Source organism: Streptomyces sp. NPDC024632, assembly GCF_055559175.1.
Genome location: NZ_JBVHLD010000020.1, coordinates 63,647 through 86,584 on the forward strand (window position 1 = coordinate 63,647; position 22,938 = coordinate 86,584).

Below are 22,938 nucleotides of genomic sequence, written 5' to 3' on the forward strand. Positions count from 1 at the left end.
GTGTTCCGGGAGGCGGCCGTCCGCGTATCCCCAACTCTCGGGAGACCCTTCATGACTTCGCATCGTTCAGGGACGGCGCGTGCCCGGCGCGCCGTGGCGACGGCGGGAGCGGGCGTACTGCTCGCGGTCGCGGTGCCGGGGGCGGCGCATGCCGACGCCTCGGCGCGTACCGCCGCCGACGGCGCCCCCGCCTTCTACGACAGCGGCCTCGCGCCGACGCCGTACATGGGCTGGAACACCTACTACGGCCTCGGCGCCCCCACCGAGGCCCAGGTCAGAAGCGTCGCCGACCACCTCGTCAGCAGCGGTCTGCGCGACAGCGGCTACGACATCGTGTGGCTCGACGGCGGCTGGCAGGCCGACACGCCCCGCGACAGCGCCGGACGCCTGACCGCCAACCGGGACCGATTCCCCTCCGGCATACCGGCGTTGGTGACCTATCTGCACCAGCGCGGACTCAAGGCCGGCATCTACACCGACGCGGGCGACTACGACCCGGCGAACTGCGGGCTCGGCAGCCGCGGCCACTACCGGCAGGACGCCGACCAGTTCGCCGCCTGGAAGATCGACGCGGTCAAGGTCGACTTCCTGTGCGGCATCGCGGAAAAGCTCGATCCCGGCCCGGCCTTCAAGGAGTTCAGCGACGCCGTCGCGAAGTCCGGCCGCCCGATGATCCTCAACCTGTGCAACCCGCTCACCGACGACTGGGGTCTGCCGCACACCCCGGCGCAGGACGCGCACAACGCGTACGTATACGGGCCGACCACCGCCGACTCCTGGCGCAGCGGCACCGACATCGCCTACGGCACGCCGACCGCGGACGAGTGGCCCAATGTGCTGCGCAACATGGACGCCAACGCCTGGCACCCCGAGGCGCAGGGCCCCGGCCACTACAACGACCCCGATTATCTGATCCCGATGCGGAAGATGCCCGACGGCTCGTACGAGCTGACGCAGGAGGAGTCCACCACGCAGCTCGTGATGTGGGCGGAGATGGCCTCCCCGCTGGTCATCGGCTCCGACCCGCGCACCCTGCCCAAGGCGATGCTCGACACGCTGCGCAATCCGGAGATCCTCGCCGTCGACCAGGACCCGCTGGCGATCCAGGGCGTACGGGTGGCCACGGACGCGACCGGCGACGTCTACAGCAAGGTCCTCCAGGGCGCGGGCCGCCGCGCGGTCGTCCTGCTCAACCGCTCGGACCGGCCCGCCGCGCGCACGGTCGACTTCGCCGCCGCCGGGCTGACCGGCAACGTGGCCGTACGCGACCTGCGGGCGCGCGCCGACCGGGGCACGCGCAGCGGCTCGTACACCGTCACCGTCCCGGCCCACGGCACCGCCTTCCTGAAGCTCACCGGGCGCGACGACGCGCCCGGCGTCACGCTCGGCGGCCGGTCCACGGCGAGCCCCGCGCTGGTGCGCGACGGCGCCACGCTGACCGCGTTCACCCGTGGCGACGGCGGCGAGCTTCGGGCGCGCACCGGCCGGGACGGTCACTGGCCGGCGCGCACCACCGACCTCGGCGGCCCCACCCGCGGCCGGTTCCTCGGCGACCCCGCCGCGTACGGCAGCGCGGGCGGCCGGATCGACGTGTTCGTGCGCGGCACGGACGGCGCCGCGTACCGGCGGACCTACGAACACGGCCGCTGGGGCGGCTGGCAGAGCCTGGGCGGGCGGCTCGCGGACGCGCCGACCGTCGCCTTCGACGGCCCCGACCGGTGGACGCTGTTCGCCACCGGGAGCGACGGCACGGTCCGCAGCCGCGGCCCGCGCACCGGCTGGACCTCGATCGGCGCGCCGGACGGACTGACGCTGTACGGACGGCCGTCGGCCGTCGCCGACTCCGCGGGCCGGATCCATGTGGCGGTGCGGGCCGCGGACGACGCGGTGTGGACGCGGGTGCGCGACACCTCGGGCGCCTGGTCCGGCTGGTCGTCGCTGGGCGGCACCATCAGTGCCGCGCCCACGCTGGTCACGGCGGGCGGCACCGTCCAACTGCTCGCGCGGGCCTCGGACTACACACTCTGGCAGCGCGGGTACGACGCCGCGAGCGACACCTGGTCGGGGTGGTACCCGCGCACGGCGTTCGTGAGCGGGGCGCTCGACGGGTCGGCCGGGGCCACGGCCGCGGCGGACGGGAGCGTGCTGGTGGTCTTCCGCGGGGTGGGCGGAGCCGTCCGCCAGAGCACGCTCTGACAGGTCGGGTACGGCGTCCGGTGTGGGATCGCGCACGCCCACGGGCGTGCCTAAGTAAATAAATTAGGAATTAATCTTGACGGCGCTCCGCCGTCACGACAGTCTGTACCAGCCGAACGAGGGCCCGGTCGTCAGGGGGCCGGGCCCCGTTCCGTGGGCGTAAGGGAGTCCCATGAACACCTCGCAACCCAGCCGCCGCCGGTTCCTCGCCGGTGCGGGCGCCGTCGGCGCCGCGGCGATGATGAGTAGCTGCGTCACCTCCGGCTCGTCCGGTGCCAAGACCCAGTCGGGCAAGGGCCCGGTCACCCTTCAGTCCAACCTGTCGTCCCCGCAGGCGAAGGCCGCGATGCAGGACCTCGTGGCCGCGTACAACAAGCAGGGCGACGGCAAGGCCAAGCTGAACACGGTCGCCTCTGAGACCTTCCGCACCCAGCTCCCGACGTACCTCACCTCCGGCAACCCGCCGGACCTGCTCACCTGGTACCCCGGCTCGGTCGCGGACTCGTACGCCAAGAGGAATCTGCTGCTCGACGTCGGCGACATCTGGGCCGAGCCGGAGCTGTCCGGCTACTCCAAGGCGCTCCAGACGCTGTGCACCTCCTCGTCGGGCCAGAAGGTGTTCGTGCCCGCCACGTACTACTGGTGGGGCGTGTTCTACCGGAAGTCGAACTTCGCGAAGTGGGGCGTCCAGGAGCCCAAGACCTGGGACGAGTTCATGGCCCTGTGCGAGACGCTCAAGTCCAAGGGCGTCGCGCCGATCGGCCTCGGCGCGGGCGGCGGCACCGCGTGGGTCGCGTCGTCCTGGTTCGACTACCTCAACATCCGTATCAACGGCGCCCAGTACCACCGCGACCTGCTCGCGGGGAAGCACCGCTTCGACGACCCCGAGGTCCGCAAGGTCTTCGACAAGTGGGCCGAGGCGCTGCCGTACTTCGACCCCAACGGCACCGCGCTCGCCTTCCAGGACGCCACCACGGCGCTGCTCCAGGGCCGCACCGGGATGATGCTGATCGGCACCTTCTTCGCCGACTCCGCCCCGAAGGGCGAACTGGACGACATCGACTTCTTCCGCTTCCCGGTGATCGACGCCAAGATCCCGATGGCCGAGGAGGGCCCCACCGACGGCTACTTCGCCAGCGCCCGCACCGGCCACCGGGACGAGGTCAAGGACTTCATGCGGTATCTGGCCACCGCCCCGGCGCAGGAGACCTACATCAAGGGCTCCTCCGGCACCGCGCTGCCGACCAACCCCAAGGCCAAGGACAGCGGCACCCCGCTGGTGAAGAAGGGCCGCGCGCTGATCGAGAGCGCCGCCGAGGTCACGCAGTTCTTCAACCGCGACTCCAGCGACGCCCTCCAGCCGACCGCCGACACCGCGCTGACGAAGTTCCTGGCCAAGCCCAAGGAGATCGACTCGATCCTCACCACCTGGCAGCGGGACGCGCAGAAGATCTGGAGCCAGTGAGATGGCGGTGCTCACCGCGACCCGCGCGGACCCGGGCAAGAAGCCGGGGAAGCCGAAGAAGCGCAAGCAGGCGACCCGGGTCCCGCCCGTCGTCCTCGCCTTCGTCCTGGTCCCGCTGCTCGCCGAGGGCTTCTGGGTCTTCTGGCCCGCCCTCCAGGGCTTCTACCTCTCGCTGACCAAGTGGGACGGCGTCTCGGCGCCGCGGTTCATCGGCCTGGGCAACTACCGGGAGATGGTGCACGACAGCGTCTTCCACACCGCCGTGCTCGACACCGTGCTGTGGCTGGTGCTCTTCGGCGGCCTGTCCGCCGCACTCGGCCTCGGCGCGGCCCTGCTGCTCCAGCAGGAGCGGCGCGGGGTCGGCTTCTACCGGGCCGCGCTCTTCCTGCCCGTGGTGTTCTCGCTGACCGCGACCGCCCTGGTCTGGCAGGCGATGTACCAGCCGGACGGCCTGATCAACCACACCCTGTCCGGCCTCGGACTCGGCAGCCTCACCCACCCCTGGCTCGCCGACCAGGACACCGCGTTCTACGCCGTGATCGTGCCCGCCCTGTGGCGGCAGATCGGCTACGTGATGGTGCTCTACCTGGCCGGGCTCAAGGGCATCGACCCGATGCTCTACGAGGCCGCCAAGGTCGACGGCGCCTCCCGCTGGCAGCAGTTCCGGCACATCACGCTGCCGCAGCTCAGCAGCGTCAACGCGGTCGTGCTGTCGGTCATCATCATCGACTCGCTGCGCTCCTTCGACGTGGTGTGGGCGCTCACCCGCGGCGGCCCGTACCACTCCTCCGAACTGCTCAGCACGTACATGTACTCCACCGCCTTCCAGTCCCTGCGGCTCGGCTACGGTTCCGCGCTCGCCGTCGTGATCTTCGTGCTGGCGTTCGGCGTGATCGCGTCGTACCTGGTGCGCGCCTTCAAGGAGGCCGACTCATGACCGTCACGCACGCGGGCGCCGACGCGGCGCCGACCGCGGACCGTACCGGCGAGGACGCGGGTGCCGGTGCGAAGGCCGCGCGCAGCGGGAGCCGTCGGCCCGACCGGCGCCGCGCCTGGGGGACCGCTGCCTTCCACACCGGCGCGGGACTGCTGTCGCTGATCTGGCTGATCCCCATCGTCGTCGTACTGGTCACCAGCACCCGCTCCTTCGACGACATCGCCGCCAACGGCCTCGGCGGCCTGCCGCACTCCTTCACCCTCGACGGCTTCCGCCAGGCATGGGTCGACGGCGGACAGCAGCGCGCGCTGATCAACAGCATGCTGGTGTCCGTCCCCACCGTGCTGATCTCGCTGCTGCTCGCCTCGATGGCCGCCTTCGCGCTCAGCCGCTACGACGTGCCGCTGCGCCGCGTACTGCTGCTGGTGATGCTCAGCGGCAATCTGCTGCCGCCGCAGATCCTGCTGATCCCGGTCTCCAAGCTCAGCGAGCAACTGGGCTTCTACGACTCGCTGTACGCCCTCATCGGCGTCCAGGTCGGCTTCGGCGTCGGCTTCTACGTCTTCGTGCTGCACGGCTTCATGCGGTCCATCCCGCCGGAGATCCAGCAGGCCGCCGTCATCGACGGAGCGGGCCCCTGGCAGATCTACACGCGGATCATCCTGCCGCTCGCCAGGCCCGCGCTCGCCGCGCTCACCGCGCTGTCGTTCACGTGGATCTTCAACGACCTGCTGTGGGCCATCACCGTGCTGCGCACCGACAGCAAGATGCCGATCACCGCGTCGCTGATCGGCCTCCAGGGCCAGTACGTCTCCATGTGGAACGTCATCGCGGCCGGTTCCGTGATCGCCGCCGCCCCGACCGTCATCGTCTTCCTCCGATTCCAGCGGCACTTCGTGGCCGGACTCAACCTGGGAGCAGTCAAGTGACCCCGTCCGCAACGCCGTCGGCCGCACCGTGGCTGCTGCGCACCGACACCACCACCTACGCCGTCCGCCTCGGCGGCGACGGGCGGTGGGCCGAGGTCGCCGCCTGGGGCCCGCACGGCGCCGAGACCGGCCCGTCCCCGCTGGACTGGTCGCGCCGCACCCACTACATCACCCCCGCCGACGCCGCCCCGGCCGAATACCTGCCCCAGGGCATGCGTCCCTTCGGCGGCGCCGACCTCGTCGTACGCCGCCCCGACGGCGAACGCGGCGTGTGGTGGACCTTCGAGCGCGCCACACAGGACGACGACCGGTCGCTGCGCCTGGACTTCACCGACGACCACCTCGGACTGCGGGTCGCGCTGCGCTACGAGACCGTGCCCGGCACCGACGTACTGCTGCGCTGGACCGAGCTGACCTGCACGGGACCGGACGAACTGCGCCTGGAACGCCTGGACTCCGCCGCGATCAGCGTCCCCGTCACCGACGGCGGGGGCGCCCGGCTCACCTACCTCACGGGCCAGTGGTCGCAGGAGTTCCAGCGCACCCAACTCGACCTCGTCAGGGGCCGGTTCGAGATGGCCTCCACCCAGGGAGTGCCGGGCCACGCCTACGCGCCCTGGCTCGCGGTCCAGGACGCCGCCGCCCCGCAGGAGGGCGACACCCCCACCTACGGCATCGCGTTGGAGTGGTCGGGCAACTGGCACATCACCGCGGACGCGGAACCCGGCGGGATCGTCCGCGTACGCGCCGGACGGCTGCCGCACGAGGAGTCCGTCCGCCTCGCGCCCGGCGCCACGCTCACCACCCCGCGCGTCGCCTGCGCCTTCAGCCCGGAAGGGCTCGACGGACTGACGCGGATCTGGCACGCGTACGAGCGCGCGCTGAGCGGCGAGCGGCTGCACCGTACCCGCAAGGTGCAGTACAACTCCTGGGAGGCCACCGGCTTCGACGTCGAGGCCGACGCGCAGCTCGAACTGGCCGCCGTCGCCGCCGACATGGGCGTCGAACTCTTCGTCGTGGACGACGGCTGGTTCCGCGGGCGGCGGGACGAGACCGGGGGACTGGGCGACTGGACCCCGGACCCGGCCAACTTCCCCGAGGGATTCGACGGCTTCATCGAGCGGGTCCGCGCCACCGGCATGGACTTCGGCCTGTGGGTCGAACCGGAGGCGATCAGCCCGCGGTCCGAGCTGTACGCCAAGCACCCCGAGTGGGTGTACCGGATCGACGGCCGCCCGGCGACCCTCGTCCGCGAGCAACTGCTGCTCGACCTCGGCCGGGTGGACGTGCAGGACTTCGTGATCGCCACCTTGGACCGGCTGCTCGGCGAACACGCCGTCAGCTACCTCAAGTGGGACATGAACCGCCCGCCGACCGAGCGCGGCAGGCCCGACACGGGACCGGCCGCGGGCCAGGACCTCGACGCCGACCACGTCGCCGGATACCTGCGGGTCCTCGACCACCTGCGCGCCCACCACCCGCACGTCACCGTCGAGGGCTGCGCGGGCGGCGGCGCCCGCATCGAACACGCCACGCTGGCCCGTACCGACGTGGTCTGGCCCAGCGACAACACCGCGCCGCTCGACCGGCTCGCCATCCAGTACGGCTATCTGCACGCGCACGCCCCGCACACCATGAGCTCCTGGGTCACCGACGCGCCCGGCGTCTTCGACCCGCGGCCCCGCTCCCTGGCCTTCCGCTTCGTCCTCGCCATCGCGGGCGTGCTCGGCATCGGCGCCGACATCCGCGCCTGGACGCCGGAGCAGCGCACCGAGGCGGCGGGCTGGATCGCCCGCTACAAGGAGATCCGCGACGTCGTCCACCACGGCACGGCCCGGCTGCTGAACGGCCCCGCCGATCCGACCTGCGGTGTCCAGTACGAGGAGCGCGGCGGCGCGCGGGTCGTGGTCACCGCGTGGAGCACCGGACGGCTCGACGGCGCGCCGCTGGTCCCCGGACGCGCCTCGCGGCTGCGGCTGCGCGGCCTGGACCCCGCCGCCCGCTACACCGACACGGCGGACGGGACGGTGTACAGCGGGGCGTATCTGCTCCACAGCGGCCTGCCGTTCGGCTGGACCGGTCGACACGACGCCGAACTCGTCGTGCTGGCGCGGCAGGAGGCCGCCGACGGCTCCGGGCGTCACTAAAGTCGCGGGAGGCCCGGACCGGTCCGACCGCACCGAGCGACCCGACCGCACCGACCGTACCGACCAGCCCCACCGTACCGAGGAGCAGGACCAGCACATGAACGCAGCACTCCGCTTCGCCGACAAGGTGGCCGTGGTCACCGGAGCCGCTTCCGGGATCGGCGCGGCCACCGCAGAACGGCTCGCGGCCGAGGGCGCCGCCGTGGTCCTCGCCGACATCGCGGCCGACCGCGCCGAGGGCGTCGCCGCGGGCATCCGCGAGGAGGGCGGCCGGGCGGTGTCCGTACGGGCGGACGTGTCCGACCCCGAGGACTGGGAGCGGATCGTCGCGGTGGCGCACGCCTACGGCCCCGTGGCGGCTCTGGTCTCCAACGCCTACACCGTCGACGTGGCCCCGGCCCACGAGATGTCCGTCGCCTCCTGGGAGCGTCAGCTCGCGGTCAACCTCACCGGCGGCTTCCTCGGCTTCCGGGCGCTGCTGCCCGACCTGCGCACCGCCCGCGGCGCCGCCGTCCTCACCTCCTCCGTGCACGCGCACAAGGGCATCCCCGGCCACCCCGCCTACGCGGCGGCCAAGGGCGCGCTGCTGTCGCTGAGCGGCCAACTGGCCGTCGAGTACGGGCCCGAGGTCCGGGTCAACGCGGTGCTCCCCGGTCCGATCCTCACCGCGGCCTGGGACCGGGTGCCCGAGGAGGACCGGGCCCGCAGCGTCGCGGAGACCGCGGCGCGCCGTTTCGGCCGCCCGGAGGAGGTCGCCGCGGCCATCGCCTTCCTCGCCTCGGACGACGCCTCGTACATCACCGGTTCGAGCCTGCTGGTGGACGGCGGCTGGAGTGTCACCAAGGCCTCGGCCTGACCGCCGCCGACCACCATCGCCGTACCTCACCCGGGGTACCCCACCCGACCTGGAGAAAGGCAGAACGACATGACGCCATACGCGCGCCGCGGAGTGCACGGGCAGACCGTGGAGACTCTCGCGCGCCGGGTGCTCAGCGGCGAGATCCCCGAAGGGGCGACACTCGATCTCGTGGCGTTGCAGAGCGAGTTGGACGTCAGTCTCACCGCGCTGCGCGAATCGCTGAAGGTGCTGGCGGCCAAGGGGATGGTCGACGCGCGGCAGAAACGCGGCACCTTCGTCAGAGCCCGCGCCGACTGGAATCTGCTGGACGCCGACGTGCTGCGCTGGCAGTTCGCGGGCGGCACCGGCACCGGGGCCGACCTGGGGCTGCTGCGCAGCCTCGGCGAGGTCCGCGGGATCGTCGAACCGGCCGCCGTACGGCTGGCGGCGGTGCGCCGTACCGACGGCGACCTGGTCGCGCTGGACGCCGCGCTCACCGCGATGGGTGAGGACGAGGGCGGCGCCGCGCACGCGGTCGAGGCCGACCTCGCCTTCCACCGCGCCCTGCTCGCCGCCACCCACAACGAACTGCTGGAGCGGATGGAGATGGTGATCGAGTCCGGTCTCGCGCACCGCGACGAGATCGTGCACAGCTCCCCGCACGGCCAGGACCCGGTGCCCAGCCACCGGGCCGTCCTCGACGCGGTACGCGACCAGGACCCGGACGCCGCCGAGCGCGCCATGCGGGCCCTGCTCGACCAGGCCGTCCGCGACCTGGACCTGGTGCACGGCTCGGGCGCCGAGGCGGTCGAGGGGTCCGGCGGGTCCGGCGGGTCCGGGACAACCGGGGCAACCGAAACAGCGCGGGCATCCGAAGGGGCGCGGGCATCCGAAAGGGCGCAGGCATCCGAAACGGCGCGGGCAACCAAGGAATCCCAGACCTCCACGGCTTCAGAGGCGGCGAAGTGAAGATAGTGCGCGTCGAGACCTTCCTCGTACCGCCCCGGTGGCTGTTCTGCCGGATCGAGACGGACGAGGGCGTCGTCGGCTGGGGCGAACCCGTGGTCGAGGGGCGCGCCGAGGTGGTGCGCGCCGCCGTCGACGTGCTGGCCGAGTATCTGATCGGCCAGGACCCGCTGCGGATCCAGGACCACTGGCAGGTGCTCACCAAGGGCGGCTTCTACCGCGGCGGCCCGGTGCTCTCCAGCGCCGTCGCCGGTCTCGACCACGCGCTGTGGGACATCGCGGGCAAGACGTACGGCGCCCCCGTGTACGGCCTGCTCGGCGGTCCAGTCAGGGACGCGGTCCGGGTCTACGCCTGGGTCGGCGGCGACGAGCCCGCGCGGCTCGCGGAGGACGTCGGCGCGCAGGTCGAGGCGGGCTTCACCGCCGTCAAGATGAACGCGGCCGGCCGCACGTCGGCGCTCACCACGCCCGCCGAGACCGCCGCCGTCGTGGAGCGGGTGGCCGCCGCGCGCCAGGCGCTCGGCCCCGGACGCGATGTCGCCGTCGACTTCCACGGCCGCTTCACCGCCGCGGGCGCCCGGCGCGTCCTGCGTGAAATCGCGCCGCTGCACCCGCTGTTCGTCGAGGAGCCGCTGCTGCCGGAGCTGGGACATCTGCTCGGCGGCCTGGTGGCCTCCACCGAAGTGCCGATCGCGACCGGTGAACGCCTGTACGGGCGCGCGGAGTTCCTGCCCGCGCTCACCGCGGGCATAGCCGTGGCGCAGCCGGACCTCTCGCACGCCGGGGGCATCACCGAGGTGACGCGGATCGCGTCGCTCGCCGAGACGTACGGCGCCCAACTCGCCCCGCACTGCCCGCTGGGGCCGATCTCGCTCGCCGCCAGCCTCCAAGTCGCCTTCTGCACGCCGAACTTCCTCATCCAGGAGCAGAGCCGCGGCATCCACTACAACAAGGACGCCGACCTGCTGTCGTATCTGGTGGACACCGAGCCGTTCCGCTTCGTGGACGGCCAGGCGCTGCGCACCGGGCTGCCGGGGCTCGGGATCACCGTGGACGAGGCGGCGGTACGCGCCGCCGACCGCGGTGGGCACGCCTGGCGCAATCCGGTGTGGCGGCACGCCGACGGGTCGTTCGCGGAATGGTGACAGCGCTGACTGGGGCGGCGCTTCCCGTACGGATCGTCACCGACCTTGCGCACGGCGGCCGTTGGACGTCGCTGCGGGCCGGGGACCGCGAATGGCTCTGGCACCGGGACGAGCCGCGCCGCGCGGGCGTCGCGCCCGGTGACGCCTTCGCCGACGCGGGCGGTGTGGAGGAGTGCCTGCCCACCGTCCGGGGCGTCCCCGACCACGGCGACGTGTGGTCGCGCCCCTGGCGGCGCGAGAACGGCGGGGACGGCGCAGATGGCGCGGATGGCGCGGACCGGGTCGACCACCCCGACTTCCGGCTCACCCGGCGGATCGGGGGCGGCCCCGGCGGCGGCGCGGTGGTCGACTACCGGCTGACCGCCGCGCCCGGCTACCGCTTCCTGTGGGCCGCCCACGCGCTCCTCGACGTGTCGCGGGACGGCCGGATCGAACTGCCGCCCGGCGCACAGGCCCTGCACTACCCGGACGGGGGTGCGCGGCGCGAGCCGTTCACCTGGCCGTCCGCCGGGGGCACGGGCGACGGGACGCCTACCCGCTTCGACCTGCTCGGGCCCGACGACGGTACGGCGAGCGGCGCGGTCGTCGAGGCCGCGACGGCGACCGTGCGCGACGGGACCGACCGGCTGCGGTTCGCGCTCGACGTGGCCGGTCAGCCCGCGTCCATCGCCCTGTGGCGGAATCTGGGCGGCTTCCCCGAGGGCGCGCCGTACCGCTCGATCGGCGTGGAGCCGATGCTGGGCCGGGTCTTCGACCTGGCGACGGCGGGGGAGGGGGACGCGGCCCGCGTGCCCGCGAGCGGCGAGGTCCGCTGGCGGCTCACGGTCACGGCCGCCGGTGCTTCCGCCGCCACCGCGTCCGCCCCGGACCGCTGAACCCTTGACGGGATCGGCTGACCGTGTCCGGCTCACCGCGACCGGCTCACCGCACCGCGACCGGCTCACCCCGACCCCACCGCCCGCCCCGGACCCACGCCGTCCGAATCACCGCAACAGGAAAGGAACGTCACCCGTGGACCTGCTCACCGCGCTGCGCGCCCACCGCCTCGTCGCCATCGTGCGCGGCGACGACGAGGACGCGTCGCTGCGCACCGTACTGACCCTGGTCGAGGAGGGCGTCGCGCTGGTCGAGGTCTCGCTCAGCGGCCGGAACGCGCTCGGCGTCATCGCCGCGGCCCGGGCCGCCCTCGGCCCCGACGCGCCGCTCGGCGCGGGCACCGTCCTCACCGAGCGGGACGCCAAGGACGCGCACCGCGCCGGGGCCGACTTCGTCGTCACGCCCGCGGTCGGCGAAGGCGTCAGCGCCGCACGGGAGTTGGGCCTGCCCGTGCTGGCCGGAGTGATGACGCCCACCGATATCGTCACCGCGCGGCGGCTCGGCGCCACCGCGCTCAAGCTCTTCCCCGCCGAGCAAGCGGGCGGCCCCGGCTACCTCCGCGCCCTGCGCGGCCCCTTCCCCGACCTGCCCTTCGTGCCCGTCGGCGGCGTCGACATCCCGGCCGCCCGCGCCTACTTCGCCGCCGGAGCCCTCGCGGTCGGCGTCGGCTCGCCCCTCATCGGCGACGCGGCGAGCGGCGGCAGCCGGACCGCGCTCCGCGCGCGGGCCAAGGACTTCCTCGCCGCCGTCGCGGAGACGGACTCGCTGAGCGCGCGGGCCGCGCGATGACCGGGAGTACGACGGGACGGGGGCAGCGCCCGGCGCCGTCACTCGCCATGACCGGACGGGGCCCGCGCCGTACCCCCGCGAGGAGACTGCCGTGATCGGGATCGGCGGCCCCGTCGCCTGCCTCGGGGAGACCATGGTCGCGATGGTGCCGGAGACCGGTGAAACGCTCGCGGAGGCACGGCGGTTGCGGGTGGAGGTCGCCGGGGCGGAGTCGAACGCGGCGATGTATCTGGCCGACCACGGGGTGGAGGCCCGGTGGGTGTCGGCGGTCGGTGACGATCCGTTCGGGCGGCGGATCGTGGCCGAGGTCGCGGCGTGCGGGGTGGACGTCGGCGGCGTCAGGACCGACACGGGGCGGCCGACCGGGGTGATGGTGAAGAGCCCCGGCGGGCAGGGCACCCGCGTGCACTACTACCGGCGGGGGTCGGCCGCGTCCGCGCTCGGGCCGCGATCGCTCGCGGCCGAGGCCGTACGCACCGCGGGGCTGCTGCACCTGACCGGCGTCACGGCGGCGCTGTCGGACTCCTGCCGTGACCTGGTGGACGCGGCGCTGCGCGGCCCGCTGCCGGTCAGCTTCGACGTCAACCACCGGCCCGCGCTCTGGCCGGACGGCGCGGCGCCCGGCGTCCTGCGCGACTTCGCCGACCGCGCGGACATCACCTTTGTCGGCCTGGACGAGGCCCAGGAGCTGTGGGGCGCGCACCTCGCCGACGCCGCCGACGTACGCGCCCTGCTGCCGGGCCCGCGCGTGCTGGTGGTCAAGGACGGCGCCCGCGCCGCGACCGCCTTCGGCGGCGCGACGGCGCACACCGTGCCCGCCCGCGCCGTCGAGGTCGTGGAACCCGTCGGCGCGGGCGACGCCTTCGCCGCCGGATTCCTCACCGGCCTGCTCCGCGGCGAGCCGCCCGTCCGCGCGCTGCGCCTCGGCCATGTGACCGCGGGCGCGGCCCTGCGGGTCCCCGGCGATCACGGCCCGCTGCCGGACCCCGCCCGTATCGCACACCTGCTGGACGCCACCGAGGCGCGGTGGGCCTCGGCGGCGTCCCCGGGCGGCGTCACCGATAGCTGACGGTCACCTTCCCGGCGGCGGCGTCCCACGCCCAGGCGCTCCTGGCCACCGGGACGCCGTCCACGGTCACGGACTTCGGCGCGGTGGCGTTGGTCACCGGCACACCGGCACACCGGCACACCGGTCCGCCGGACCTCCGGGCCTCCGGGCCTCCTCGGCCAGGGTGTACGTGTACGGCAGCAGCGCCTCGCGGAGGTTGAGGAACTTCTCCGCTGACGTCTTCGCGGCGTCCCCGTACTGCCAGGGCAGCCGTTCGCTGGATGTCGTGGCTCACGGCGGACAGCCCCGTGGCCACCGACTCGCCCGGTGCGTAGCCGACTTCGGCTTGGAGCATCGCCCACGTCGAGCGGGTGTCACCCGTGAAGTGCACGGTGGTGCGCTTGTCGGCCCGCGGCCCGGTCGCGAGCCCGGCCCTGCCGCCGTAGCCGCCGGTCTGGAGTGAGCCGTACGCGCGCGAGAACCCGCTGGGTGAACGGGGCGCCGCCGAAGCCGTCACGGCCGACGGCGTCGAAGGTCGGCGCGTCCAGGAACGCGGTGTCGCCCGCGTACGCGGTGCGGATCAGCGTGGGGGAGAGGACCTCGAACCGCGCATCGCCCGAGACCACGGTGTCGGTTCGACGTCGGTCATGTCTGGTTGTGGGTCCGCTGGAGCGCATTTCTGTTCGTGCGCTGACAAGTCGACGATGACAGATCCGGCGCCGCGAGGGGAGTGTGCCGACTGGTGCGAATGGGGTTGGTGCAAAGAGCTGACGCGAGCGGATGTACCCGGCGGGGCGCACCGGCTGGTGAGCCGTCAGGGGGCGGTCTGCTCGCGCAGCGGGCCGGTGTCCTTCGCGGGGTCGGCCGCCGGGGCCGGGGCGCCGGAGTCGTAGCGCCAGAAGGAGCGGGCCAGCGGGGCGGCGAGTGCCACGACCGCCACGCAGGCGAGGCCGCCAATTGTCCAGGACAGCCCGGCGCCCAGCGCGGCGGCCATGGTACCGGCGCGCAGGTCGCCCAGCCGGGGGCCGCCGGCGACGACGACGGTGTGGACGCCCTGCATACGGCCTCGCATCTCGTCGGGGGCGTAGGTCTGGAGGAGCGTCTGGCGCAGGACCGCGCTGATCAGGTCGGCGGCGCCGGCCACGGCGAGGAGCAGGACGACCAGCCAGAGCTGCCGGGCCAGGCCGGAGACGGCGACGGCGGCGCCCCACACCAGCACGGCGCCGGTGAGCACCACGCCCTGCCGCCGGATCCGTCCGATCCAACCGCTGGCGAACCCGGCCAGGACGGAGCCGATCGGGATGGCGGAGTAGAGCAGTCCGACCGAGCCGCCGAAGCGGGCGTCCGCGACGGCGGGGAACAGCGACCGCGGCATCGCCAGCGTCATGGCGCAGATGTCCACGAAGAAGCTCATCACCAGCACCGACCGCCCGCCGATGAAGGACAGCCCGTCCCGTACCGACCGCAGACCCAGGCGGGCCGCGGAGCCGTCCGGCGGAAGTCGGGGCAGCCGCAGCGTGGAGTGCAGCGCGGCCGTGAACAGCACGGCGTCCGCGCCGTACGCGTACGCGAAGCCGTGCGGGACGGTCACGAGGACACCGGCGATCAGCGGGCCGACGACCTCGCCGACCGTGCCGATCACGTAGTTGAGGGTGTTCGCGGCGGGGATCAGGCCGGGTTCGACGATGCGCGGCACGATCGCGCCGCGCGCGGAACTGGCCATCGCGAACCCGGCGGACTGCGTTGCGACCAGGGCGAGGATCAGCCCGATATTGCGCAGGTCGAGCAGCGTCTGCGCGAGCAGCGCCAGCGTCACCGTCCAGGTGCCGAGCGAGGACCACAGGTACAGCGTCCTGCGGTCGACGGCGTCCGCGACGGCCCCGCCGTAGAGGCCGAAGACGATCAGCGGCACCAGACCGGCGAAGCCGACCATGCCGACGGCCAGCGACGAGTGCGAGATCCGGAAGACCTGGACCGGCACCGCGATCTGGGTGAGCATCGAGCCGACGAACGACGTGCCCTGGCCGATGAAGAGCCGCCGGAAGGCGGGCAGGGCCAGCGGGCGGGTGTCGATGGCGTGGTCGGCGAGCAGCCGCCGCGCTCCGCGAGGGCTCGGCTGCTCCGCGCGCTCCACGGCGTCGCCTTTCATCCGCCTCTGCTTTCCGGGCCGCCGCGGCCCTCTTCCCGTTGCCGTCCGCCGGGGGCCCTGCCCGGCCGTTCGTCCTGCCGGCCCTTTGCCGCCGCGGCTCACAGACGGCAGCTGATCTCCATGCCGTCCTCGACCGGGAAGGTGACGCTCTCGTAGCCGTTGCGCGGATCGCGCACGTAGTCGAGATACGGCGCCAGGTCCGTGAGGTCCACGTCGTCGGCCACGACGAGGGTGCCCGGCGCGAGGCGCGGTTCGAGCAGCCGCAGGACGGGCAGACAGAGGTCCTTCCAGCCGTCGAGCAGCAGGAAGTCCACCGGATCTGACAGCTCGGCGAGGGTGTCGCGGGCGTCGCCTTCGAGGACGGTGACCAGTCCGTCGAGACCCGTCTCGGCGAAGGTCACGCGGGCCGCGGCGGCCTTGTCCGCGCTCAGTTCGGTGCTGATCACCCGCCCCGCGCCGTTGTCGCGCACCGCGGCGGCCAGGTGGAGCGTGGAGATCCCGAAGGAGGTGCCGAATTCGACGACGGTGGCCGGGCGGACGGCCCGGACCAGGCTGTAGAGGAGTTTTCCGCCGTCGGCCGAGATCGGCATGTACACCTCGGCGTTGGCGTCGGCCAACTCCCGCGGCGTCGCCGGGGCGAAGCCGTCGGGCCACGCGGCCCGGATACGGCGGCGGGTCGCGTCGTCCTGCGCGGCCCGGTCGAACATCGCGGTCAGGGCGGAGACGACCCGGGGGTCGCGGAGGGTGCTGGTCGCTGTCATGAGCCCTAGAGTAGACGCACCGTTGCGTTGCGTCTAGAAGTTGCCGACCTACCCCGGGACCCGGAGGATGCAGACATGGAGCGAGGGAGTTCGGTCGCCGACGGCGCCAGGGGCGCCGAAAGCGCGGGGGGCGCCGAGAGTGCGGGCGGCACGGAGGGTGCGGAGGGCGCCGGGGCTGACGCCGACCGGACGGCGCGGCACCACGGCAACCGGCACGGGCGCAGCGAGCAGGCGCGGATGGCCGTACTGGAAGCCGCCGACGACCTCCTGGTCGAGAAGGGCTTCGCCGGTGTCACCGTCGAAGGCATCGCGGCGCGGGCCGGGGTCGCCAAACAGACCATCTACCGCCGCTGGAACACGAAGACCGACATCCTTCTGGACGCCTTCCTCCAGGACGCCGCCGAAGCCCTCGCCCCGGCCGACCACGGCGATCTCGGCGCCGATCTCCGCGAGCACCTGGGCCTGCTGGCCGGCTTCCTCACCGCGTCAGACGCGGGCGCGGTCTTCCGGGCCCTGCTCGGACACGCGCAGCACGACCCGCAGTTCGCGGCCGTGCTGCGCGCCCGCTATCTCGACGAGCAGCGCCGCCGCGACCGGCTCCCGCTGGAGAACGCGGTGGGCCGCGGCGAACTCCCCGCCGGTCTCGACCTGACGGCCGAGGTCGACCGGCTCGTGGGGCCGATCTACCACCGCGTCCTGGTGACCGGGGACCCGGTCGACCGGGACTTCACCGACCGTCTCGTGGACGACTTCCTGCGCCGCCACCCCCGTGCCCGTCCCGCGTCGGACGGCGCTTCCTAGCGGCGCGTGGTACGTCCTCCCGTCGGCGTCCCTCAGGCTCCGGTGCCGTCGGCGGCGGCCTTGAGCGCCGCCAGGTCGATCTTCTTCATACCGAGCATCGCCTTCATCGCGCGCTGGCCGCGCTCCGCGTCGGGGTCGTTCAGCATCGCCACCATGCCGGTGGGGACGACCTGCCAGGACAGCCCGTACTTGTCCTTGAGCCATCCGCACGGGCCCTCGGAGCCGCCGCCCTCGGTGAGCCGGGCCCAGTAGTGGTCGACCTCGGCCTGGTCCTCACAGGTGATCAGCAGCGAGACGGCCTCGGTGAAGGGGAACTCGGGGCCGCCGTTGATCGCGATGTACGGCTGGCCGTCCAGCTCGAACGCCACGGTCAGTACGGTGCCCGCCTCGCGCGGACCGGCCTCGCCGTAGTAGGTGGTGTCGGTGATCCGCGAGTTCGGGAAGACCGAGACGTAGAACTCGGCGGCTTCCTGGCTCTCGGTGTCGAACCAGAGGTTGGGGGTGATCCGGGGCATCGCGGTCTCCTCGCGTCAGGCTGTCGTCGGCGCCCGAGCGCCGCCGTTCACCTTTATGACCGGCCGCCCGCCGAAAACTCATCGGCGACACAGCACCCGCGCGGCTCAGTCCCCCAGCCGGTCGATCTGCCGGATCTTGTTGGTGACGTCGAGCGCCGCGACCTTGTAGGACTCGGCGAGCGTCGGGTAATTGAAGACGGCGTCCACGAGGTAGTCGACGGTGCCGCCGCAGCCCATCACGGCGTGGCCGATGTGGATCAGCTCGGTGGCGCCGGTGCCGAAGCAGTGCACGCCGAGCAGCTTGCGGTCCTCCGGCGAGACCAGCAGTTTCAGCATGCCGTGCGCGTCACCGATGATCTGGCCGCGGGCCAGCTCGCGGTAGCGGGAGACACCGACCTCGAACGGCACCAGTTCGTCGGTGAGCTGGTCCTCGGTGCGGCCGATGAAGCTGACCTCGGGAATGGTGTAGATGCCGATCGGCTGGCCGTCCTGCATCGCGTGCACCGGTTCGCCGCAGGCGTGGTACGCGGCGGTCCTGCCCTGCTCCATCGAGGTCGCGGCCAGCGCGGGGAAGCCGATGACGTCACCGACGGCGTAGATGTGCGGGACCGCGGTGCGGAAGTGCTCGTCCACCGATATCCGGCCGCGCTTGTCGGCTTGCAGACCGGCCTTGTCGAGGTCCAGTTCGTCGGTCAGACCCTGCCGTCCCGCCGAGTACATCACCGCGTCCGCGGCGATCTTCTTGCCGCTCTCCAGCACGGTCAGGGTGCCGCGCTCGTGCCGCGAGACCGCCGCGACCGTCTCGCCGAAGCGGAAGGTGACCGCGAGATCGCGCAGGTGGTACTTGAGCGCCTCGACGATCTCGGCGTCGCAGAAGTCCAGCATTCCCTCGCGCTGCTCCACCACGGTGATCTTGCTGCCGAGGGCGGCGAACATCGACGCGTACTCCATGCCGATGACCCCGGCGCCGACGATCACCATGGACCGCGGCACCCGCTCCATGCTGAGGACGCTGTCGGAGTCCAGCACCGTACGGTCGTCGAACTCGACGCTCGCCGGGCGCGCGGGCCGGGTGCCGGTGGCGATCACGATGTGCTCGGCCGTCACCAGCCGATCCTGGCCGACCGCGTCGCGCACCGCGACGGTGTGCTGGTCGACGAAGCGCCCGGTGCCGGAGAGCAGCGCGACCTGGTTCCTGGAGAGCTGACTGCGGATCACATCGACCTCGCGGCCGACCACATGCTGCGTCCTCGCGGTCAGGTCCGCGACGGTGATGTCCTCCTTGAGCCGGTAGCTCTGGCCGTACAGATCCCGCTGGTTGAGGCCGGTGAGGTAGAGCACCGCCTCCCGCAGCGTCTTGGACGGGATCGTGCCGGTGTGGATCGACACCCCGCCCAGCGAGTCCGCGCGGTCCACCACTGCCGCCCGCCGTCCGAGCTTGGCCGCCGCGATGGCCGCCTTCTGACCACCAGGACCTGAACCGATCACCAACACGTCGAAGTCGGGCACACCAGCGAGTGTGACAGTCGGCGGGCCGCCCCGGAAGGCTTTGCCGAACAGGGCCGCCCGCGGCCGTGGTCGCGCTGCCGCCGGTCCGCTACGTGACCGGCCGCCCCGCCCGTTGCCCGACCCGTTCCCGAACCGCTGCTCGCCCGGTTCCCCGACCCGTAACCCGACCGGCTACGTGACCGGCGCGAAGAGGTGCTGCGCCGCCACGGCCGCGCCGCCGCGCGCCCACTCCTCGAACGGCAGCGGGCGCAGCAGCAGATCGCACTCGGCGGCGGCGCCGAACGCCTGGGCGGCGAAGGTCTCGCGGATCTGGTCGGCGAACAGGTCGTAGGTCGCCACGCCCTCGCCGGAGATGATGATCCGCTCGGGGCCGATCAGGTTGGCGACCGAGGCGATGGCGAGACCGAGCGCGTGCCCGGCGCGGGAGAACACGGCGCGGACCGCCTCGTCCCCGGCGTGCGCCAGCCGTACCGCTTCGGTCATCGTCAGCCCCGGATTCCCCGTGGCCTGCCTGGCCTGCTCGGTGATGGCGTGCGTGGACGCGACGGCCTCCACGCAGCCGGTGTTGCCGCAGGTGCAGGTCCGCTCGGTGCCGCCGACCGGCAGGTGGCCCACCTCCCCCGACACGCCGTGCGCCCCCGACACCACACGCCCGCGGATGGAGAGTCCGCAGCCGATCCCGGCGCCGACGGTGATCAGCGCGAACGAGTCCAGGCCCGCGCCCGCGCCGAACCACTGCTCGGTGACGGTCAGCGCGCGTACGTCGTTCTCGATCACCGTCGGTGTGCCGGTGGCGGTCTCGACGAGCCGGGCCAGCGCGACCCGGCGCCAGTTGAGGAACGGCGAGTACTGCACGATGCCGGTCTGCCCGTCGACGTCACCGGAGATGGTCACGCCGATGCTGTGCACGTCCTCGCCGTGCTCGGGCCCGGCCGCCGCGCGCAGCCGCTTGACCAGCCGGGCGATGGCCAGCACCACGGTGCCGACGTCCCGCGAGTCGAGGGTGACCCGGCGTGCCACGAGCGGCTTGGCCGTGAGATCGGCCAGTACGCCGATCAGCTCGTCCGCGGTCACCTTGACGCCGATGAAGCGGGCCCGCTCCGGGCGTACCGCGATCAGCGTGGCGGGTCTGCCGGTCGCCCGCTTCGGGGCCGGGGTGCTCAGCTCGGTGATCCAGCCGTCGCTCAGCAGCGGCGCCGTCACTTTGGTGACGGCCCCCGCGGACAGGCCGGTACGTCGGCCGGCCTCGGCCCGGGTGAGCGGCCCGTGGGCGAGCAGGGTCTGGAACACCAGGGCGGCGGCGGGCGGCTGATCGGCGGGAGTCACGTCTCCGACCCTACCTTTCCGCCGGAAGGTAAGGGAAGGCGATGGCGTCGCGAGAGGTGCACAGGTTTCACAGAATCCGCCGGGAAGACAGGTGGCGACTATGTTGACGCTGGAAGGAAACTCTGGCTACAGTCGCCGCACTCCACAGCCGAACGGGGTCCGGGACGGCCTCGAACGGCAGGAGCGCGACCGGCGTTCCTCCCCTCCGGCCGCGGCCTGCGCACGGGGCGGCGTCCCCCCGGACCGCCCCGCGAGCGCAGGCGTCCACGCCAACCAACCCTCCTCGTCACCCGGCCCCGCCGTGCCCGCGCACGGTGCCGAGATGGAGCAGTCATGGCACCTTCCGATGGACCCGTACGCCTCAGCGCCCGTGCCGCCCGCGCCAGGGGCGGCGCCCGGAACGCCGTCCTCCCCGCCCTGCTGGCGGCCGGAGCGCTGATCGCGGCCTTCGCCGTACCGGCGTCCGCGTCGGCGCCCGCTGCCGCGCCCGGCTCCGCACCCGAGTCCGTACAAGCCGCCGTCTCCCGAGCCGCCCCCGCCCCCGCTCCGTCCTCGGTCCTGGCCGCCAAGCCGTACATGGGCTGGAGCAGTTGGAGCCTGGAGTCGACCAACTTCCCCGGCTACGGCGGGATGAGCTGGCTGACCGAGGCGCATGTGAAGCAGCAGGCCGATGTGGTGGCCAAGAAGCTCAAGTCCCACGGCTACGAGTACATCAACATCGACTCGGGCTGGGTCGGCGGCTTCGACCACTACGGCCGCCCGATGCCCAATGCCACGACGTTCCCCGACGGACTGAAGGGCCTGGCGGACTACGTGCACGCCAAGGGCCTGAAATTCGGCGCCTATCTGGCCGTCGGGCTCTACTTCGACGCGTACAACGACGGGAAGTCGCCGATCTACGGGGCACCGGGCTGTACGACCAAGGACATCGTCTACCCGGACCTGCGCAAGACCAGCGGCTGGGACAACGTCTCCTACCAGATGGACTTCTCCAGCCCGTGCGCCGCGAAGTACATCGACTCCGTCGCGGCCGAACTGGCGGGCTGGGGCGTGGACTTCCTCAAGGTCGACGGCGTCGGCCCCGGCTCCAACCAGGGCGACGCGGCCCACGACAACATCCCCGACGTCCAGGCATGGCACGCCGCGCTCCAGAAGACCGGCCGTCCGATGCAGTTCACGGTGTCCTGGTCGTTGAGTCATGACCGGGCGGACGTGTGGAAGCGGAACTCCAACGGGTGGCGGGTCGACACCGACGTGGAGTGCTACTGCGACACGCTGGTGACCTGGGACAACTCCGTCAAGCAGCGGTGGAACGACGTCGTCCAGTGGATCGACGACGCAGGCCCCGGCCACTGGAACAACCTCGACTCGCTCGACGTCGGCGCAGGCGCGATGGACGGCCTCACCGACGCCGAACGGCAGACCTACATGACGCTGTGGGCGGTCGAGTCCGCGCCGCTGTACTCCGGCGACGACCTCACCCGACTCGACCCCTACGGCCTGAAGCTCCTCACCAACGACGAGGTGATCGCGGTCGACCAGGCGGGCAACCCCGCCAGGCCCGTCAGCCAGGCCACCGACCAGCAGGTCTGGTACGCCCGCAACACCGACGGAACGTACACCGTCGCCCTGTTCAACCTCGGCAGCGCACCCGCCGACGTCACCGCGGACTTCGCCGACCTCGGCATCACCGGCAAGACCGCCGTCCGCGACCTGTGGAGCCGCACCGGCCTCGGCAGCGCCTCGGGCCACCTGACGAAGAACCTGCCCCCGCACGGCTCCCGCCTGTTCACCCTCACCCCCGCCAAGAAGACCCCCGCCCCCGGCACCCCCCTCGGCGTCCACGGCACCGCGTCCACCGCCACCACCGTCTCCCTGGCCTGGAACCCGGTGAACACCGGCCCCGCCACCACGGGATACGACGTGTACGTCAACGGCCGCAAGGCCACCTCGACCGGCACCACCTCCGCCACCGTCACCGGCCTCACCCCCGCCACCGGCTACACCTTCACCGTCACCGCCCACGACGCCAAGGGACGCCACTCCGCGCCCGGCAAACCGGTTCCGGTCACCACCCCCGCCCCCGGCGGACGCGTCACCTACGAAGCGGAAGCCCCCGCCAACACCCTCACCGGAAACGCGAGCATCACCGACTGCGCCGCCTGCTCCGGCGGAAAGAAAGTCGGCAACCTCGGCGGGGACAGCGCGGTCGCCATCAACCATGTGACAGCGCCGAAGGACGGCACCTACCTCCTCACGCTCGGCTACGCGGACGGGTCCTCCGGCCGCACCGCCGTGGTCACCGCGGGCGGCTCGTCGTTCCAGCTCCCGCTGCCCGGCGGCAACGACAACAACTGGGGCGTGGCGCGGTCCGTGACCGTACCGGTCCACCTGAAGGCGGGCGACAACACCGTCACCTTCGGCAACCCGGCCGACTACGCCTCGGACGTCGACCGCGTCACCGTCTGACCCCGGTCGCCGTCCCGCGGTTGGGGCGCGGCAGCCGCCACGGCTGCCGCACCCCACCGGCGGCGCCCTGGT

General features: G+C 72.8%; 18 protein-coding genes and 2 pseudogenes. 13 read left to right on the forward strand and 7 right to left on the reverse strand.

The annotated features are described in order from the left end of the window. The first annotated feature begins 51 nt into the window (after positions 1 to 51). From ACZ37P_RS32370 to ACZ37P_RS32420, 11 genes and pseudogenes are all read left to right on the forward strand, one after another. A complete protein-coding gene (locus tag ACZ37P_RS32370; protein ID WP_467349923.1) occupies positions 52 to 2,196 on the forward strand; it encodes a DUF8189 domain-containing protein in 2,145 nt (714 codons plus the stop codon). A gap of 172 nt (positions 2,197 to 2,368) precedes the next feature. After that, on the forward strand, positions 2,369 to 3,661 hold the full coding sequence (locus ACZ37P_RS32375) for an ABC transporter substrate-binding protein (RefSeq protein ID WP_355334962.1): 1,293 nt from the start codon (positions 2,369 to 2,371) through the stop codon (positions 3,659 to 3,661). Between the two features lies 1 nt (position 3,662). Next, on the forward strand, positions 3,663 to 4,598 hold the full coding sequence (locus ACZ37P_RS32380; RefSeq protein ID WP_355334961.1) for a carbohydrate ABC transporter permease: 936 nt from the start codon (positions 3,663 to 3,665) through the stop codon (positions 4,596 to 4,598). Then, on the forward strand, positions 4,595 to 5,527 hold the full coding sequence (locus ACZ37P_RS32385; protein ID WP_467349925.1) for a carbohydrate ABC transporter permease: 933 nt from the start codon (positions 4,595 to 4,597) through the stop codon (positions 5,525 to 5,527). Before ACZ37P_RS32380 ends, ACZ37P_RS32385 begins: the two co-directional genes overlap by 4 nt. Then, the gene (locus ACZ37P_RS32390) at positions 5,524 to 7,674 is read left to right on the forward strand and encodes an alpha-galactosidase (protein ID WP_402712593.1); all 2,151 of its coding nucleotides are present in this window, start codon (positions 5,524 to 5,526) and stop codon (positions 7,672 to 7,674) included. The genes ACZ37P_RS32385 and ACZ37P_RS32390 overlap by 4 nt, the downstream gene beginning before the upstream one ends. Positions 7,675 to 7,771: 97 nt before the next feature. Beyond that, positions 7,772 to 8,530, forward strand: coding sequence for an SDR family NAD(P)-dependent oxidoreductase (locus tag ACZ37P_RS32395; RefSeq protein WP_355334955.1), 759 nt, complete (start codon positions 7,772 to 7,774; stop codon positions 8,528 to 8,530). A gap of 69 nt (positions 8,531 to 8,599) precedes the next feature. Continuing rightward, a pseudogene (locus tag ACZ37P_RS32400) lies at positions 8,600 to 9,337 on the forward strand (FadR/GntR family transcriptional regulator); the annotation flags it as partial. Positions 9,338 to 9,477: 140 nt separating this feature from the next. After that, positions 9,478 to 10,623, forward strand: a complete 1,146-nt coding sequence (gene dgoD, locus ACZ37P_RS32405) for a galactonate dehydratase (RefSeq protein WP_391047794.1) — start codon at positions 9,478 to 9,480, stop codon at positions 10,621 to 10,623. Then, positions 10,620 to 11,498, forward strand: a complete 879-nt coding sequence (locus tag ACZ37P_RS32410; protein ID WP_467349927.1) for a hypothetical protein — start codon at positions 10,620 to 10,622, stop codon at positions 11,496 to 11,498. The genes dgoD and ACZ37P_RS32410 overlap by 4 nt, the downstream gene beginning before the upstream one ends. A gap of 136 nt (positions 11,499 to 11,634) precedes the next feature. Then, the gene (locus ACZ37P_RS32415; protein WP_467349929.1) at positions 11,635 to 12,288 is read left to right on the forward strand and encodes a bifunctional 4-hydroxy-2-oxoglutarate aldolase/2-dehydro-3-deoxy-phosphogluconate aldolase; all 654 of its coding nucleotides are present in this window, start codon (positions 11,635 to 11,637) and stop codon (positions 12,286 to 12,288) included. Between the two features lie 133 nt (positions 12,289 to 12,421). Beyond that, positions 12,422 to 13,357: a sugar kinase gene (locus tag ACZ37P_RS32420; RefSeq protein WP_467349999.1), complete on the forward strand. Its 936-nt coding sequence runs from the start codon at positions 12,422 to 12,424 to the stop codon at positions 13,355 to 13,357. A 120-nt stretch (positions 13,358 to 13,477) separates the two neighbouring features. Here the strand turns inward: ACZ37P_RS32420 and ACZ37P_RS32425 are convergent. From ACZ37P_RS32425 to ACZ37P_RS32440, 4 genes and pseudogenes are all read right to left on the reverse strand, one after another. Further along, positions 13,478 to 13,814 (reverse strand): annotated as a pseudogene (locus ACZ37P_RS32425) (TIM-barrel domain-containing protein); the annotation flags it as partial. Beyond that, a complete protein-coding gene (locus tag ACZ37P_RS32430) occupies positions 13,711 to 13,962 on the reverse strand; it encodes a hypothetical protein (protein WP_467350009.1) in 252 nt (83 codons plus the stop codon). The pseudogene ACZ37P_RS32425 and the gene ACZ37P_RS32430, both read right to left, overlap by 104 nt. 188 nt (positions 13,963 to 14,150) lie before the next feature. Further along, entirely contained in the window at positions 14,151 to 15,485 is a 1,335-nt protein-coding gene (locus tag ACZ37P_RS32435; protein WP_467349931.1) for an MFS transporter, read from the reverse strand. A 98-nt stretch (positions 15,486 to 15,583) separates the two neighbouring features. Next, the gene (locus ACZ37P_RS32440) at positions 15,584 to 16,246 is read right to left on the reverse strand and encodes an O-methyltransferase (protein WP_467349933.1); all 663 of its coding nucleotides are present in this window, start codon (positions 16,244 to 16,246) and stop codon (positions 15,584 to 15,586) included. A gap of 75 nt (positions 16,247 to 16,321) precedes the next feature. Here ACZ37P_RS32440 and ACZ37P_RS32445 point away from each other — a divergent pair, with 75 nt between their 5' ends. Then, positions 16,322 to 17,047 (forward strand): TetR/AcrR family transcriptional regulator, encoded by a 726-nt coding sequence (locus ACZ37P_RS32445; protein WP_467349934.1) that lies wholly within the window; start codon positions 16,322 to 16,324, stop codon positions 17,045 to 17,047. Between the two features lie 32 nt (positions 17,048 to 17,079). Here the strand turns inward: ACZ37P_RS32445 and ACZ37P_RS32450 are convergent, their stop codons facing one another. From ACZ37P_RS32450 to ACZ37P_RS32460, 3 genes are all read right to left on the reverse strand, one after another. Next, positions 17,080 to 17,562, reverse strand: a complete 483-nt coding sequence (locus ACZ37P_RS32450; RefSeq protein WP_355334929.1) for a VOC family protein — start codon at positions 17,560 to 17,562, stop codon at positions 17,080 to 17,082. A 105-nt stretch (positions 17,563 to 17,667) separates the two neighbouring features. Continuing rightward, positions 17,668 to 19,071, reverse strand: coding sequence for a Si-specific NAD(P)(+) transhydrogenase (sthA, locus tag ACZ37P_RS32455; protein ID WP_467349936.1), 1,404 nt, complete (start codon positions 19,069 to 19,071; stop codon positions 17,668 to 17,670). A gap of 171 nt (positions 19,072 to 19,242) precedes the next feature. Continuing rightward, the gene (locus ACZ37P_RS32460) at positions 19,243 to 20,397 is read right to left on the reverse strand and encodes an ROK family transcriptional regulator (RefSeq protein ID WP_355334923.1); all 1,155 of its coding nucleotides are present in this window, start codon (positions 20,395 to 20,397) and stop codon (positions 19,243 to 19,245) included. Between the two features lie 333 nt (positions 20,398 to 20,730). Here ACZ37P_RS32460 and ACZ37P_RS32465 point away from each other — a divergent pair, with 333 nt between their 5' ends. Beyond that, entirely contained in the window at positions 20,731 to 22,866 is a 2,136-nt protein-coding gene (locus ACZ37P_RS32465; protein WP_467349938.1) for a fibronectin type III domain-containing protein, read from the forward strand. Positions 22,867 to 22,938: the final 72 nt, after the last annotated feature.

What these genes read in the sequence shown, in the direction of transcription:
- ACZ37P_RS32370 (WP_467349923.1), top strand. Translation starts at nt 52, where the DNA reads ATGACTTCGCATCGTTCAGGGACGGCGCGTGCCCGGCGCGCCGTGGCG.
- ACZ37P_RS32375 (WP_355334962.1), top strand. Translation starts at nt 2,369, where the DNA reads ATGAACACCTCGCAACCCAGCCGCCGCCGGTTCCTCGCCGGTGCGGGC.
- ACZ37P_RS32380 (WP_355334961.1), top strand. Translation starts at nt 3,663, where the DNA reads ATGGCGGTGCTCACCGCGACCCGCGCGGACCCGGGCAAGAAGCCGGGG.
- ACZ37P_RS32385 (WP_467349925.1), top strand. Translation starts at nt 4,595, where the DNA reads ATGACCGTCACGCACGCGGGCGCCGACGCGGCGCCGACCGCGGACCGT.
- ACZ37P_RS32395 (WP_355334955.1), top strand. Translation starts at nt 7,772, where the DNA reads ATGAACGCAGCACTCCGCTTCGCCGACAAGGTGGCCGTGGTCACCGGA.
- ACZ37P_RS32420 (WP_467349999.1), top strand. Translation starts at nt 12,422, where the DNA reads ATGGTCGCGATGGTGCCGGAGACCGGTGAAACGCTCGCGGAGGCACGG.
- ACZ37P_RS32435 (WP_467349931.1), bottom strand. Translation starts at nt 15,485, where the DNA reads ATGAAAGGCGACGCCGTGGAGCGCGCGGAGCAGCCGAGCCCTCGCGGA.
- ACZ37P_RS32440 (WP_467349933.1), bottom strand. Translation starts at nt 16,246, where the DNA reads ATGACAGCGACCAGCACCCTCCGCGACCCCCGGGTCGTCTCCGCCCTG.
- ACZ37P_RS32445 (WP_467349934.1), top strand. Translation starts at nt 16,322, where the DNA reads ATGGAGCGAGGGAGTTCGGTCGCCGACGGCGCCAGGGGCGCCGAAAGC.
- ACZ37P_RS32450 (WP_355334929.1), bottom strand. Translation starts at nt 17,562, where the DNA reads ATGCCCCGGATCACCCCCAACCTCTGGTTCGACACCGAGAGCCAGGAA.
- ACZ37P_RS32465 (WP_467349938.1), top strand. Translation starts at nt 20,731, where the DNA reads ATGGCACCTTCCGATGGACCCGTACGCCTCAGCGCCCGTGCCGCCCGC.